The following is a 14744-nucleotide window of genomic DNA, read 5'->3' as shown; positions in this document are numbered from 1 at the left end:
CAAGGTATATACCCCAAAAGAGGTATTTTAAGCCATCATTGTGTGTGGGAGGTGTATAGGACCGAATAGGGCAAGAAGGATACCGTCTCGTGAGCGTGGACGTTGAAGGCCTATTTGCAGCGTTCGGCGAGCTTGTCGGAAAACCGGCGATGACCGACTCCGAATTCGGCGAGACCTTCCGGCGTATAATGCAGGCGCTGGTACGCTTCGACCATATTGTCGTCTTCGCCTATAGCGGCGCGGATCGGCCAATCGATCTCTACAGCACTTTCGACCGCAACGATCATGTCGTGTTTGTGGCGTTGTATCAGGTCGGCCCTTATTTGCTCGATCCCTTCTACCATACGGCGCGGGAACAGCGAGGCGGCGTTTTCCGCATGCGGGAACTGGCGCCGGATCGATTCTTTTCCAGCGAATATTACCGGACATATTATGTGAAGACGGGCCTGGCCGAGGAAGTCGGCTTCTTCGTCACCACGGGAGACGGTACGACGGTCGCGCTGTCTCTGATGCGGCGCGAGGAGAGCGGCCCGTTTTCAACTGCCGAATTTGCGCTTCTGCGCAAGGTGGAGCCGCTGGTCGCGGCCATGGTAAGGCAGTATTGGGCGAAGTTGGCGCATCGCTTCGAGGGCGCAGCCTCGGGCGAGCGGGCCGGCGGCAAGGCGACCGGGCTTTCGCTGGCCACCGATGCCGTCTGGCAAGGGCTAAAGCTGAGTGCGCGTGAAGCGGCGATCGTGGAGTTGGTGCTGCAGGGGCATTCGTCAGAATCGATCGGGCTGAAGCTCGGCATCGCCACCGGAACGGTCAAGGTCCACCGACGCAACGTTTACCGAAAGCTCGGCATTTCCTCTCAGACCCAACTGCTGTCGATCTATCTCAAAAGCCTCATCTGACAGCCTGGAGCGGCGACCGACGCGCCGCCGCCTTACGATGGGTTCTCAGCGATATTTCGATTTCATTGGTCCGCCGGGGTTCGCTCAATTCGCGCTTGCTCCTTCGGCGCCCGTGCCAAAACACAGGCGCCGTAGACAGTCATCCGCCGTAAATGTCGAAGTCGAAGTATTTCGCCTGGATCTTGGCGTAGGTGCCGTCGGCGACGATGGCCTTGAGCGCGGCGTTGAGCTTTTCGCGCAGGTCATCCTCGCCCAGGCGAACAGCTATGCCAGCTTCGGTCTCCGTGCCTGTCACATCGCCAATCATCTTGCAGCAATCCTTGCCTTCGCCCTTCAGCCAGTCGGTGAGGACGAACTTGTCGGAAATAACGGCATCGAGACGGCCATTGATCAGGTCGGCGACTGCTTCCTCCTGGGTCGGATAGGACTTCACGTCAGCGCCTGCCTTGGCATATTCATCGTCGGCATACATGCTCTGCGTAGTGCCGGCCTGCGCGCCCACTGACTTTCCAGCCATCGCAGCAGGGTCTGTTGCGGTCATGCCGCTGTCTTTCAATGCCACGACCGCAAGTGGAGTGGTATAATATTTGTCGGTGAAGGCGACCTGCTTCTTGCGTTCCTCGGTGATCGACATCGAGGCGATGATGGCATCAAATTTCTTGGCCTGAAGAGCGGGGATGATGCCGTCCCAATCCTGAGCGACGAGTTCGCAATCCGCTTTCATCTGGGCACAAAGAGCGTTGGCGATGTCGACGTCGAAACCTTCGAGGGTGCCGTTTGACGACAAGGTGTTGAAGGGCGGATAGGCACCCTCAGTACCGATCTTCAGCTTCATCGTGTCTTCGGCGGAGCCTGACGCGACAGACAGGAAAAGAGCGGCGGCAGTGAGCAGACCGGTGGAAATACGCATGGGATACCTCTTCAAAAAATGGAATGACAAGCCAAGCATGGCGTGCTGTCGCGCGCAAGGGACCGAGAGTTGGCTCAGGCTGGCCGGAAATGCTTGGAGAGTTTCAGCCCCTGTGCCTGATAGTTCGATTTGAGATCCGAACCGTAGAGTGCAGTTGGCCGGGCGAGCATGTGCTCGTAGACCAATCGTCCGACAATCTGGCCATGCTCCAGAATAAATGGAACCTCATGGCTGCGCACCTCCAGAACCGCGCGGCTGCCGGTGCCGCCGGCTGCCGAGTGGCCGAAGCCTGGGTCGAAGAAACCAGCATAGTGAACGCGGAATTCTCCGACCAGCGGATCAAACGGGGTCATCTCTGCCGCGTGGAGCGGGGGCACATGCACAGCCTCGCGCGACACCAGAATATAGAATTCATCCGGGTCCAGCACTAAATCCCCGACGCCATTGTTATAAAGCGGATCCCAGAAATCGAGCACATCATGGGCGGCACGTTTGTCGACGTCCACCAGCCCGGTATGGTGCTTGCCACGATAACCAATCAGGCTGCCTTTTTCACCGCCCAGATCGATGGACAGCGCGATGCCGCCGCCTGAAATGTTGTGGGGGGCGGTCGCCACCAGCGTTTCGGTCTGGTGCAGATGCTCCAGTTCGGCTTCTGTCAGAACCGCATTGCCTTTGCGGAACCGGATTTGCGACAGGCGCGAGCCGGTACGCACAACGATGGGAAAGGTGCGTGGCGATATTTCAAGATAGAGTGGACCTTTATAGCCGGCCGGCACCTTGTCGAACTCATGGCCGCGGTCGGTCATGACGCGGGTGAAGATGTCGAGACGACCGGTCGAGCTTTTGGGATTGGCGGAGGCTGAAATGCCGGCTGGCAGATTGAGCGCTTCGAGCAGCGGAACAATGTAGACGCAGCCCGTTTCCAGTACCGCCCCATCTGTCAGGTCGAATTCGTGCAGTTTTAGGCGGTCGAGCTTGTCGGTCACTTTCTTCTCGGGGCCGGGCAAAAAACTTGCCCGCACGCGCCATGCCTTGTGGCCGAGACGCAAGTCGAGGCTGGCTGGCTGTATCTGATCGGGATCAAGCGCGCGCTCGGCCTTCATGGCACCGGCGCTGAACAACGCTGCGATCTCGTGGTCGGGAAGAATACCGGTCTGGCCCACACTTTACTCCAAATTGGTGGTCGAGGTTTAACGCGACACAACATTGACGCAAGCGGGGGACGGGTCTAAAGGAGCATTTATCCCGTGGTGATTTGGCCGGTCGGCTTGCAGCCACGTTAAACAAGTCGCTAAAGGACCGTTGGGCCGCTAGGCCATATGGACCGGTTTGCGACTTTCGCGGCCGGTTTTTTTGTGTCTGGATGATTGTGATGACTTCGACAAAGCGCCCTTTGAAGCCTCAAACCCAGCTGGTCCATGCCGGCACCCTGCGATCCGGCTTTGGCGAAACATCCGAGGCGATGTTTTTGACGCAAGGGTATGTCTACGCCTCAGCCGAGGCCGCCGAGGCGCGCTTCAAGGGCGAGGAACCGGGTTTCATCTATTCACGCTACGCCAACCCGACAGTCGACATGTTTGAAAAGCGCATGTGTGCGCTGGAGGGCGCTGAAGATGCGCGGGCCACCGCGTCGGGCATGGCGGCGGTGACGGCTGCTATTCTGTGCAGCCTGAATGCCGGCGACCATATCGTCGCGGCGCGCGCGCTGTTTGGCTCTTGCCGTTGGGTGGTGGAGACGCTGGCCCCGCGCTACGGCATCGAGACGACGCTTGTCGATGGCACCGAACTTGCAAACTGGGAACAGGCCGTTCGCCCCAACACCAAGATTTTTTTCCTCGAAAGCCCGACTAACCCGACGCTTGAAGTGATCGACATCGCTGCGGTGGCCAAGATCGCCCATGCGGCAGGTGCGCGGCTTATCGTCGACAACGTGTTTGCCACGCCACTGCAGCAAAAGCCGATGGAGCTTGGCGCCGATATCGTTGTGTATTCGGCGACCAAGCACATTGATGGACAGGGCCGCTGTCTTGGTGGTGTTATCCTATCCGACAAGGAATGGATCGACGAACATTTGCACGACTATTTTCGTCATACCGGACCGAGCCTGTCGCCGTTCAATGCCTGGACGTTGCTGAAAGGGCTGGAGACGCTGCCGGTGCGGGTGCGCCAGCAGACCGAGAGTGCAGCGCGCATTGCGGATTACCTTGCCGATCATCCAAAGATCGGACGCGTCATCTATCCCGGACGGGCCGACCACCCCCAGGCCGACATCATCAAACGGCAGATGAGCGGTGGCTCGACCTTGATCTGTTTTGATCTCAAAGCAGGAAAGAATGCCGCGTTCGCATTTGAAAACGCGCTGGATATCGTCCTGATTTCGAACAATCTGGGTGACTCAAAAACCCTCATCACCCATCCAGCGACGACCACCCACAAGAACCTGACTGATGAAGCGCGCGATGAACTGGGGATTGATCCCGGTACGTTGCGACTGTCGGTGGGACTTGAGGATATCGACGATCTGCTTGCCGATATCGACGCTGCACTGGCGACGGTCAGCTAAGGGTACGCGCCGCCAGAACAACGCGGGAAAGGGCTGTGTAGAAGCAGATCCCCGCAAAAATATATGCGATTGGGCCGAAATAGGCTGGAAACAGACAGAAAAGAACGAAGGTTGCGATCGTTTCGGACGCTTCGGCAAGCCCGGTGGTGAAGAAGAGTGATTTTTCGCCCCGCGCCTGTGTTGTCAGGTTCCGCTTCTCGGCCATGATGGCATAGGCGAGGAAGCTCGCACCGTTCACGTAGAACGACAGGACAAGGACTGCACCCGCAACGGCATTGGCCGCCGGGTTAGCTATCACGAAGCCTAATGGGATGGCGCCGTAGAAGGCGAAGTCGAGAACGATATCCAAATAGCCGCCGAGATCGGTGCGCTGCGTCGCCTTGGCCACCGCACCGTCGAGACCATCGCCAAGGCGGCTGATAAGGAGAAGTGCCAGTCCGAGCCAGAAATGGCCAAGAGCAATAGCCAGCGCCGCCGCCATGCCGAGAGCGAAGGCGAACAAGGTCACCGTATTGGCCGAAACGCCGGCGTCGGCCAACGCGCGGCCGATGCGGTTCAACGAAGGTTCGATGCGCTTCCGCGCCCAGCCATCCAGCATGAAGTACCTCTTCGCTGCCGCTCATAACTGCCTGCCGTGTCACGCGGAAGTCACAATCGCGCGTGAACTATGCAAGACAGTTGACGATTGCGCGTCTTGAGGCGGAACATCAACACAGGTTGCAGTGAGTCGCCATGTATCGCACCACCACACACCAGATCGTCGTCCGCGTAGAACCGTTCTATCTGGACGACCAGTCGGAGCCGGATGAAAACCGCTACGTCTGGGCGTACCGGGTCACCATCGACAACCAGTCAAACGATACGGTGCAGCTTTTGTCGCGCTATTGGCAGATCACCGACGCTGCCGGTCATATCGAGGAAGTGCGGGGGCCAGGCGTTGTCGGCGAGCAGCCCGCGCTCGATCCGGGCGACTGTTTTCAATACACTTCCGGCTGCCCGCTCTCGACGCCTTCAGGCATCATGGGCGGGACCTATACGATGCGCAACGAACATGGCGAGACGTTCGACATCACCATACCCACTTTTTCGCTCGATATTCCGAACCGGCTGAGAACCGTAAACTGAAGCAGGCTGCTACTTGACCGCCTCGAACTCTGATGGCGCAAACACATACGCCTGGGAGCAGAATTCGCATTCTACCTTAATGTCTCCATCCTCGGTGCTTGCGACAATTTCTTCCGCCGAGAAGCCTTCCAGAATGCCCTTGATCTTGTCGCGCGAGCACGAACATTCATCGAGCACGCGAACGCCTTCATGCACGCGCACGCCATGCTGGTGGAAAAGGCGATAAAGCAGCCGCTCAGTGCCCACAGTCGGGTCGATGAGCTCCGACGGCTCTATTGATCCCAGCAATGCCAGCACTTCCTGCCAGCTGTCATCATGGGGCACATCGTTTTCGGGGTCGCCATCGCCGCCTGACAAATCCGGCGAGCGCAGCCGGTCGGGCGCCTCGGGCAGGAATTGCACCAGCATGCCGCCGGCACGCCAGTGCTCACGCGTCTCGCCGGGCACCACCATTTTGGCGACTGCCAGCCTGGCGTCGGTGGGGATCTGTTCCGACTGACGGAAATAGATGCGCGCGACCTCTTCCATAGAGGTCCCGTCGAGCTCAACAATGCCTTGGTAGCGTTGCATATGCTGGCCCTGATCAATGGTCATGGCCAGCACCCCCTTGCCCAGCAGGTCCTCGGGCGCGGCGCGTCCCTCCGCCACTGCTTTGGCCAACCGGTTCTCATCAAAGCGGGCATAGGCGCGCAAGGCGTTGGGCGTGGAAAAGTCGGCAACAAGCATATCGACAGGCCCGTCCGTGCGGGTCTGCAGGATGAATTTTCCCTGAAACTTCAGCGACGTGCCCAAGAGCACCGTTAGCACGATCGCTTCGGCCAGCAGCCTTGCGACGGGCTCGGGATACTGATGACGCTCCAGCACCTGATCGAGCAGAGGGCCCATCTGCACAACGCGGCCGCGCATGTCCAGACCTGCTACCTCGAAGGGAACAACGTCGTCGTCGCCGGCAAAGCCGAATTCGCCAAGTTTTCTTTCCGTATCAGCCAATGGATCAAATCCCGTGCCAGCGCGTCGAGGCCAGCTCGCGCGCGATGATGTGATGATTTCAGGCAATTCCGGTCAGATAGGAAGTGCCTGACCCGGGATCAAGCCGCGCTGGCGCCGAGGCACCAGGCCAGCACCGCCTTTTGCGCATGCAGGCGGTTTTCGGCCTCGTCGAACACCACCGAGCTTGGTCCGTCGATCACCGCATCGGTGACTTCCTCGCCGCGATGGGCGGGGAGGCAGTGCATGAATAGTGCGTCTTTGTTGGCATGTGCCATCAGAGTTTCATTTACCTGATAGGGCAAAAACACATTGTGGCCGCGCGCGCGATGTTCCTGACCCATCGACACCCAGGTGTCGGTGACGATGCAGTCAGCACCGGTGACAGCCTCTTGTGGCGAGCGGGTGAAAGAAATGGTGCCGCCGTTGCGCGTAGCCCAGTCGACATATTTCTGTTCCGGCTCGCTGCCTTCCGGCACCGCAACATTGAGGCGGAAATCAAAACGCGCCGATGCCTCGATCAACGAATGGAGCACATTGTTGCCGTCGCCCGTCCAGGCAAATGTCTTGCCGCGCGCCGGGCCGCGATGTTCTTCATAAGTCATCACATCAGCCATCAGCTGGCAGGGATGGGTGTCGTCGGTCAGTCCGTTGATAACCGGCACGGAGGCATTTTCGGTCAGTTCGAGCAACCGACCATGATCTGTGGTGCGGATCATAATGGCATCGACATAGCGCGACAGCACCTTTGCGGTGTCAGCGATGGTTTCGGAGCGGCCGAGCTGCATTTCGGTGCCAGTCAGCATGATAGTTTCGCCGCCAAGCTGGCGCATCCCGACATCGAACGACACACGCGTGCGCGTCGAGGGTTTGTCGAAAATCATCGCCAAAACCTTGCCGTCCAGAGGGCGGCTTCGCTCACCTGCCTTCAAGCGGCCCTTGCGCGCAACGGCATCGTCCAGAATCGTCCTGAGGTCGGCTGCCGAAACAGTTGACAGGTCGGTGAAGTGACGAATTTCGGTCATGCGTTCTGCTTCTTGTCTGCTTCGGCATGAGAAAGATGGGCAGCGCCGGCGCGGATGCGCTGCAGGGCCGACCGGATATCTTCCTCGGTGCTGGTCAAGGGCGGCAAGAGACGGATCACATTGTCACCTGCCATCACGGTCAGCAGTTTCTCATCGCGCAACGCGGCGCTGACCTGGCCATTTGGAACTTTGCACTTCAGCCCGATCATCAGGCCGATGCCGCGAATTTCTTCGAGCACGTCGGGATATTCGTCCGCAATTGCCGCAAGGCCCTGCTTCAGGAGTAGCGCTTTCTTGCTCACATCCTCCAGGAAGCCATCTTCCAGGACGACGTCCAGCACGGCGTTGCCGACCGCCATAGCAAGTGGATTGCCGCCAAAGGTGGTGCCATGGACGCCTGCTTTCATGCCGGAGGCTGCTTCTTCGGTGGCAAGACATGCGCCCATTGGAAAGCCGCCGCCTATGCCTTTTGCAATCGCCATCAGGTCCGGCGTGATGCCGGCCCATTCATGGGCGAAAAGCTTTCCGGTGCGACCGATGCCGCATTGCACTTCATCAAAAATCAACAGTAGCCCGTGCCTGTCGCAGAGGTCGCGCAGGCGCTTCAGAGAGGCGGTGGGAAACTGGCGGATGCCACCCTCGCCCTGCACCGGCTCCAGCAGGATTGCTGCCGTTTCCGGACCAATCAGCTTTTCGGCGGCATCGATGTCGTCAAAGGCAACCTGATCAAAACCTTCGACCTTGGGTCCAAAGCCATCAAGATATTTCTGCTGCCCGCCGGCGGCGATTGTCGCCAGCGTACGGCCATGGAAGGCGCCTTCAAAGGTAATCGTTCTGAACCGTTCGGGGTTGCCCTTCGCATAATGGTAACGGCGTGCGGTCTTGATGGCGCATTCCAGCGCCTCGGCGCCTGAATTGGTGAAGAACACTTTTTCGGCAAAGGTAACCTCGACCAGGCGTTCGGCCAGCCGGAGCTGCTCGGGAATCTCGTAGATGTTGGACACATGCCAGAGCCTGGCCGCCTGCTCGGTCAGCGCGGCAACCAGTTGCGGATGGCTGTGGCCGAGCGAATTCACCGCAACGCCCGCTGCAAAATCCAGGTAGCGCTCGTTGCCGGTGGTGATGAGCCAGGATCCCTCGCCGCGGTCAAAAGCCAGCGGTGCACGGGCGAAGGTGTCGTAAAGTGCCGATCCGCTCATTATATACTCCGGAAAAGTGAGGGCGCGCGGCGAGCACCGCCGATCCCCTCGTCGGCCAAAATCAAAAAAGCCGCCTCGAGCGGCGGCTTTCGCGGTTATATCAGGTTTTCGTGCCATGAAGTCAATGAAAAGGTCGGCACTGTCGCCGAGCGGAATCCGGCACTGCGGTTGCGGTCGGTTTCATCGGCAAGTTGTTGAAAACCGAAAAAAGTGATTCGAACCGGCCACCAATCTCTTGTCACGGAGTCACCCGGCAAGGTAGTTTAGAGGCAAGAAAAGACTAGATTTCGTGCGGCGGACCTAATCTTACGCGTATATGTGGTATCGACCCGACAGATTGCCGGGGCGCGAAGGGATTCCGGCCTGCACGCCATATCAGGAGCATGCACATGTGGACGGACGAACGCGTCGAGACTCTCCGGAAGCTCTGGGCCGAAGGATTGAGCGCCAGCCAGATCGCGGCACAAATGGGCGGTGTCACTCGCAACGCGGTTATCGGAAAGGTTCACAGGCTGAAACTTTCAAGCCGTGGACGGGCAACAGCTTCGCCTGCCCGGCAGAAAAAGTCGGTCCAGGGAGCGACAGTCACCAAATCAGTCTCGCGCACTTCCTCGTCGTCGATGCGCTCGATGCCCGTTTCAGTGGGTGCAACGGCACTTCAGGCGCAGTTTGATGTCGAACCGGTAGCCCGCCATCATCTGCGGCCGGTCTCCAATGTTGTGGTTCCGATTTCGCGCCGCCTGCATCTGGTGCAGCTGAGCGAGCGCACCTGCAAATGGCCGAACGGCGACCCGCTTTCCGAAGAATTCAGCTTCTGCGGCAATGATTGCTCGGATAGCGGCCCCTATTGCGGCTATCACTCCAAAATCGCGTTCCAGCCAGCTTCGGAGCGTCGTCGGAGCCGTTAGATAGATGATCTGACCCCCGCCATAATTCCTCCCTGGGCGGGAAACTCGGCTGGCATCGGTGCCAGCCGTTTTTTGTGTGGAACAGCATTGTGCTGACCCCGCACACCAGATCGGAATGTGTCTCGTTATTTTGGGCTTGTTGAAGGGTCAGTTCGCCGGTTCAACAGAAACGGTGACCCGATGGCTCTTGTCTTCCTTCGGGCGGTCCGGCGGCATCTGCTCGCCGGTCGCGACATAATAAACCGTCTCGGCAATGTTGGTAGCGTGGTCGCCGATGCGCTCAATATTTTTGGCGCAGAACAACAGATGCGTGCAGGGGGTGATGTTGCGCGGATCTTCCATCATGTAGGTGAGCAGTTCGCGAAAGAGCGAGGTATACATCGCATCGATCTGGTCATCGCGATCACGGATGAAACCGAGACGGTCCACCGAACGTGACGCATAGGCGTCGAGCACGTCCTTCAATTGTGTCAGCGCAAGGTCGGCAAACGACTGCAGGCCACGAAACAGGCTGAATGGATGGCGGACGTCGCTCACCGCGCCAACGCGCTTGGCAATGTTTTTGCCCAGATCGCCGACCCTTTCCAAATCCGACGAAATGCGGATCGCACCAATGATCTCGCGCAGGTCGTCGGCCATCGGTTGGCGCTTGGCGATGAAGACAATGGATTTCTCGTCGATGTCGCGCTGGCCTTCATCCAAAAACTCGTCATCTTCGATAACCTTGCGCGCAAGCCTGCTATCGGCATCCACAAGCGCCAGCACCGCCTGGTCCACCATACGTTCGGCATGGCCACCCATCGCAGCAATGCGACTGGCGAGATATTTCAGGTCTTCGTCGAATGAGCGGACTGTGTGTCGCGATTGCATTTTTTCGAAACTTGGCTGTGTGCCGGCAAGATGCCAGCATCGTCCCCTCTCCTATACGCGAGATGGATGACGGAAAAAAGAAATTGCACAGGATAGATGCTAAGGCGGCTTATATCCCGATCAGCCGCCTGCTGCGACCGCGGGCAGGTGGGCGGTAAATACCGCCCCCTCCCCGACCTGCGAGCGGATTGAGAGCCGTCCGTTGTGCCGGGTCAAGATGTGCTTAACGATGGCAAGACCGAGGCCGGTGCCCTTTTGCGGGGGGCTGGTGCCTATGTCGACACGGTAGAAGCGTTCGGTGATGCGGGGGATATGCTCTTCGGAAATTCCCGGACCGAAGTCGCGAAAGGCGATTGTGACTTCGGGGCCATGGCCTGTGTCTGTTCTTTCGATCGACACAATGACCTCTCCCCCCGACTGGCCATATTTACAAGCGTTTTCAAGCAGGTTCTCGAAGACTTGGAACAGTTCGTCACGGCTGCCCGGAATCGCAATCGACATTTCTGGAAACTTTTTGACAATGGAAATGCCGGACTCCGCTGCAAGGGGGGTCAGCGTGTCGATCACGCTTGACACTATGTCCTTCACGTCAACGCTTTTGCCGGGACTGAGATAGGGCTTCATCTCCAGCCGAGACAGGGATAGCAGATCGTCGATCAGGCGGGCCATGCGGCTAGTCTGGTTTTGCATGATCTGGAGAAAGTTTTCTCGCGCTTTCGGGTCGTTGCGAGCGGGGCCGCGCAGCGTCTCGATGAAGCCTGAAATGGATGCCAAGGGCGTTCGCAGTTCGTGGCTGGCATTGGCGATAAAGTCGGCTCGCATGCGGTCAATGCGGCGGGCTTCGCTCTGATCGCGGAAGATCAACACGAAGAGACCCCGGTCGCTGCCAAGCGGGGCGGCAACGACCCTGAATACGCGTTCCACCGGGACACGCTCTGCATAATCGATGGCGCCTGACATGCCGTTCTCCAGAACCCGGCGGAGCAGTTCCTGCATTTCTGGCGCGCGGAACTTCATCTGCAACACCATGCCCTGAGCGACACTGCCGAACGAGACGGCAGCGGCGCCGTTGGCGTGGACGACCGTGCCTCTGGCGTCGAATACGAAGAGAGGATCAGGGACAGCGGCGGCAAGATCTGCCGCCGGCAATTGATCCACCCCAGCGGGCATTACGGCGGCGGCCTCATCGGCGCGGCGTTGACCTGCGGTGCGCCGCGGCGCCACAGCTGTCACCGCTGCCACTATGGCAAACAGGATGACTGCGAGAATGGGTGATGGTTGCTCAACACCAAGCAGAACGAGCCCGGAAATCGCTGCGGCGATGAGTGTCCACCGCGCGCCGAACAAGCGCGCCCGGTAGCGCCCGGCCCGCGATTGTTCCTCCTGCCTGGCATCCTCGTCCATGACAACCTTTTGAGTTTCGGAACGATAACCTTGTCGCAACAATCCGGCTGGACCGGATCAGGGTCTCCCAATAGCATGAAGGCCCCTGCAGGAAAGGCGTTCGATTATGAAAAATGTGAAAGCGGCAAGTAAAAGCGGACAAGAGCCGCTGGTTCGGGTGCAAACTGCGAAAAAGGAACGCGTGTTTGACGTCGAGGACCCGAAGCTGCCGGATTGGATCGAGGATGGTGCCCTGCCATCAGGCGGCTTTCCCTACAACAAGAAGCTCAACCGCGAGACTTATGAGGCCACGCTGGAAGCGCTGCAGATTGAACTGGTGAAAATGCAGGCCTGGATGCAAACAAGCGGGCACCGTGTTCTGGCGCTTTTTGAGGGACGTGATGCTGCCGGCAAGGGGGGTACGATCAACGCGACGCGCGACTATCTCAATCCCAGAACAGCGCGTAATGTAGCCCTGCCCAAACCGACGGAAACCGAGCGCGGGCAGTGGTATTTCCAGCGCTATGTGACGCATTTTCCAACATCTGGCGAGTTCGTTACTTTCGATCGGTCGTGGTACAACCGCGCTGGCGTGGAGCCGGTGATGGGCTTTTGCACGCCCGAGCAACATGCCAGCTTCCTGATGGAGGCGGAGCACTTTGAGCGCCGCATTGTTAATGACGGCATCCACTTCTTCAAGTTCTGGCTGGATATCGGGCAGGAGATGCAGCTCAAGCGCTTCCACGACCGGCGCCACAGCCAGCTGAAAAGCTGGAAATTCTCGCCCATCGATATCGCCGGAATGAACAAATGGGACGACTACACCAAAGCCCGCGACGAAATGTTTGAGCACACGCATAGCGAACACGCACCGTGGATCATCATCCGCTCCAATGACAAGCGTCGGGCTCGCATCGAGTTGATCCGCTACATTCTGTTACACCTTCCCTACTCTGGCCGCGATGACAAGTTGATCGGGGCAGCTGATCCAAAGATTATCGGGGAAGGACCGCAGTTTCTGGGCCTGTAATCAGGCCATTGCGCGTGCCGGCATGCCACGTCGGTGCGCGCGATGGCGGGTTTTCTCCCATCGGTGAGGATCACGGATCAATTGCCAGAGCGCGCGCCATGCTGCCCATGACAGCATGAGCCAATAGGGTGGCGTGTACAACAGGACGCGCCAGAACGACCGGCGCTCGCGGGTTGTCTGCGTCGACCAGCCGAGCAGCAGGAACGACAGATAGCCTAGAAGAACACTTGAAATATCAAGCCCCAGCAGTATCAGTTGGCCGGTGCCGGTTATCCTTTCGGTTGTCAGTGCCCAAGTCAGCCAGACCGCATTGACTATGAGCATCGGATGCACCAGCGACGAAGCGAGAAGACCGGCGAATAAGAGCTGCGTCATCCCGAAACTTCCGGCTCCCAACTCACGCCACAGCCGCACCGGCTCGCGCATGTGCACCAGCCAGGTTTGCGCCCAGCCCTTGAACCAACGCGTGCGCTGGGGAAGCCATGTGGCAACATCCTCGGGTCCGTCTTCATAGGTGGGCATAGTGATGGTTTCGGTACGATAGCCCAGACGGGCAAACCGCACGGCCAGGTCTGCGTCTTCAGTCACGTTGTAAGGGTCCCAGGCACCCACATGCTCGAGGATGGATCGGCGGAAATGGTTTGACGTGCCGCCCAAAGGCAAAAGCATCTGCTTTGACGCCAGCCACGGCAACATGCCCCGGAACAAGGTGGCATATTCGAACGCAAAGAGACGCGAGATGGTGCTGTTGGCGCCGTTTGACACTTCAAGAGGCGCCTGAAGACAGGCCAGATCGTCTCCACTCTCGCGAAATTTCTGCCAGGCCTCGACCAACTGCAAAGGATGTGGCCGGTCCTCGGCGTCGTAGAGTACAATGAATTCGCCAGTTACTGTCGGAAGCGCATAGGTGAGCGCTTTGGGCTTGGTGCGCGGCCCAATCCTTGGGACAGCAATCACCTCAACCGACATCCGCAAAGCCTGCGCACGGATCGCGGCAATGGTGTCATGATCGTCGGCTTCGCAAACCAGCTTGATCTCCAGTTTGGAACGCGGCCAGACGAGCTTTCCCAGCGATACCAGAAGCTCGGGTACGACCTCCGCTTCTTTGTAGAGCGCGACAAGGACGGTATATACCGGCATTTCTTCGGCAGCCATCGGCTTGGCCTCGAACGGCGCGACAGTCCCGACAGCCGAGATGGCAGCGAGGCGCAAGCTGATACAGGCGAGAAAGAACAGTGATGACAGCAGATGCAGCGACGTCAGGAATGTCTGCGTGTGCAGCACGAGCGTCAACACAAAGGAGACCGTCGCGACGCCAAAGAAAAATGACTGCCATGCATTGAGCACGAGACGCGCCGAATACTCAGAGCCCCACTCCCAAAGATAGCCCGTGGCGCGGAATGCAAGCATTTCCGCCGCTCGCTCGAACAGCGCGGAACGCATCGTCGAAGGCGCAGCCATACGCAGGCGCTCTTTCAAGTGCGGAGCCTTTGCCAATTGCCGCCTGAGTTTTGGTATGTCGAGACCGTCGGTTGCGGCGATAACATTCAAATGTGCCTTGTCGCGCAACCCAATGGGCACTGCGCCGGGCCGGCGAGACAGCAAGCCGACCAGGTCTGCGTCGCGCACCATCAGCTTCGACGGATCAATGCTATCGAGAAAATCGACCCCGAGATCGTCCGCAATGGAACGGTAAAGTGCTTTCTCGGGCACTGCCGCGGTCGCCTGAAATTCCTTAAGAAAAGGAACCCCGTTCATGCGCGCACGGGCTGCGATATGCATGCGCGTTGATTGAGGAACGGACAGTCTCTCTAATATCCCAATCCACCCATCCAATTCGGGAAACCG

General features: G+C 58.7%; 14 protein-coding genes and 1 riboswitch. Of the genes, 5 read left to right on the top strand and 9 right to left on the bottom strand.

Going from position 1 to position 14744, the window contains the following annotated elements; genetic code table 11:
* Positions 1-89: 89 nt before the first annotated feature.
* Entirely contained in the window at positions 90-893 is an 804-nt protein-coding gene (locus GA830_RS08315) for a helix-turn-helix transcriptional regulator (RefSeq protein ID WP_195164568.1), read from the top strand.
* Between the two features lie 139 nt (positions 894-1032).
* On the opposite strand, the gene GA830_RS08310 is transcribed toward GA830_RS08315, so the two are convergent.
* Both GA830_RS08310 and GA830_RS08305 read right to left on the bottom strand, forming a co-directional pair.
* Complete coding sequence (locus tag GA830_RS08310; protein ID WP_195164567.1) at positions 1033-1803, bottom strand: ABC transporter substrate-binding protein; 771 nt, start codon at positions 1801-1803, stop codon at positions 1033-1035.
* 74 nt (positions 1804-1877) lie between these two features.
* A complete protein-coding gene (locus tag GA830_RS08305; protein WP_195164566.1) occupies positions 1878-2969 on the bottom strand; it encodes a 2'-deoxycytidine 5'-triphosphate deaminase in 1092 nt (363 codons plus the stop codon).
* Between the two features lie 74 nt (positions 2970-3043).
* Positions 3044-3121: riboswitch (SAM riboswitch) on the top strand.
* A 57-nt stretch (positions 3122-3178) separates the two neighbouring features.
* Here GA830_RS08305 and GA830_RS08300 point away from each other — a divergent pair.
* Positions 3179-4369: an O-succinylhomoserine sulfhydrylase gene (locus GA830_RS08300; protein WP_195164565.1), complete on the top strand. Its 1191-nt coding sequence runs from the start codon at positions 3179-3181 to the stop codon at positions 4367-4369.
* On the opposite strand, the gene GA830_RS08295 is transcribed toward GA830_RS08300, so the two are convergent.
* Complete coding sequence (locus tag GA830_RS08295) at positions 4362-4967, bottom strand: CDP-alcohol phosphatidyltransferase family protein (protein ID WP_195164564.1); 606 nt, start codon at positions 4965-4967, stop codon at positions 4362-4364. The genes GA830_RS08300 and GA830_RS08295 overlap by 8 nt on opposite strands.
* A gap of 134 nt (positions 4968-5101) precedes the next feature.
* On the opposite strand from GA830_RS08295, the gene apaG reads away from it, so the two are divergent.
* Positions 5102-5494 carry a Co2+/Mg2+ efflux protein ApaG gene (gene apaG / locus GA830_RS08290; protein WP_195164563.1) on the top strand — a complete coding sequence of 131 codons (393 nt, stop codon included), beginning with the start codon at positions 5102-5104 and terminating at the stop codon, positions 5492-5494.
* A 9-nt stretch (positions 5495-5503) separates the two neighbouring features.
* Here the strand turns inward: apaG and GA830_RS08285 are convergent, their stop codons facing one another.
* The 3 genes from GA830_RS08285 to GA830_RS08275 all read right to left on the bottom strand — a co-directional run bounded on the left by GA830_RS08285 (position 5504) and on the right by GA830_RS08275 (position 8705).
* Positions 5504-6484, bottom strand: coding sequence for an Hsp33 family molecular chaperone (locus GA830_RS08285; protein ID WP_195164562.1), 981 nt, complete (start codon positions 6482-6484; stop codon positions 5504-5506).
* A gap of 98 nt (positions 6485-6582) precedes the next feature.
* Entirely contained in the window at positions 6583-7506 is a 924-nt protein-coding gene (gene argF / locus GA830_RS08280; RefSeq protein WP_195164561.1) for an ornithine carbamoyltransferase, read from the bottom strand.
* Positions 7503-8705, bottom strand: coding sequence for an aspartate aminotransferase family protein (locus GA830_RS08275; RefSeq protein ID WP_195164560.1), 1203 nt, complete (start codon positions 8703-8705; stop codon positions 7503-7505). The genes argF and GA830_RS08275 overlap by 4 nt, the downstream gene beginning before the upstream one ends.
* A 389-nt stretch (positions 8706-9094) precedes the next feature.
* On the opposite strand from GA830_RS08275, the gene GA830_RS08270 reads away from it, so the two are divergent.
* Complete coding sequence (locus GA830_RS08270; RefSeq protein ID WP_195164559.1) at positions 9095-9613, top strand: GcrA family cell cycle regulator; 519 nt, start codon at positions 9095-9097, stop codon at positions 9611-9613.
* Positions 9614-9760: 147 nt separating this feature from the next.
* Here GA830_RS08270 and phoU read toward each other — a convergent pair whose 3' ends face one another.
* Both phoU and GA830_RS08260 read right to left on the bottom strand, forming a co-directional pair.
* Positions 9761-10483 carry a phosphate signaling complex protein PhoU gene (gene phoU / locus GA830_RS08265; protein WP_195164558.1) on the bottom strand — a complete coding sequence of 241 codons (723 nt, stop codon included), beginning with the start codon at positions 10481-10483 and terminating at the stop codon, positions 9761-9763.
* A 120-nt stretch (positions 10484-10603) separates the two neighbouring features.
* A complete protein-coding gene (locus GA830_RS08260) occupies positions 10604-11887 on the bottom strand; it encodes an ATP-binding protein (RefSeq protein ID WP_195164557.1) in 1284 nt (427 codons plus the stop codon).
* 106 nt (positions 11888-11993) lie between these two features.
* Between GA830_RS08260 and ppk2 the strand changes: the two genes are divergently transcribed.
* On the top strand, positions 11994-12896 hold the full coding sequence (gene ppk2 / locus GA830_RS08255) for a polyphosphate kinase 2 (protein WP_195164556.1): 903 nt from the start codon (positions 11994-11996) through the stop codon (positions 12894-12896).
* On the opposite strand, the gene GA830_RS08250 is transcribed toward ppk2, so the two are convergent.
* Complete coding sequence (locus GA830_RS08250; RefSeq protein ID WP_258045609.1) at positions 12897-14654, bottom strand: glycosyltransferase; 1758 nt, start codon at positions 14652-14654, stop codon at positions 12897-12899.
* Between the last annotated feature and the right edge of the window lie 90 nt (positions 14655-14744).

Source organism: Mesorhizobium sp. NBSH29, from assembly GCF_015500055.1.
Classification (GTDB): domain Bacteria; phylum Pseudomonadota; class Alphaproteobacteria; order Rhizobiales; family Rhizobiaceae; genus Neomesorhizobium.
This window is presented reverse-complemented; position numbering and strand designations above follow the sequence as displayed.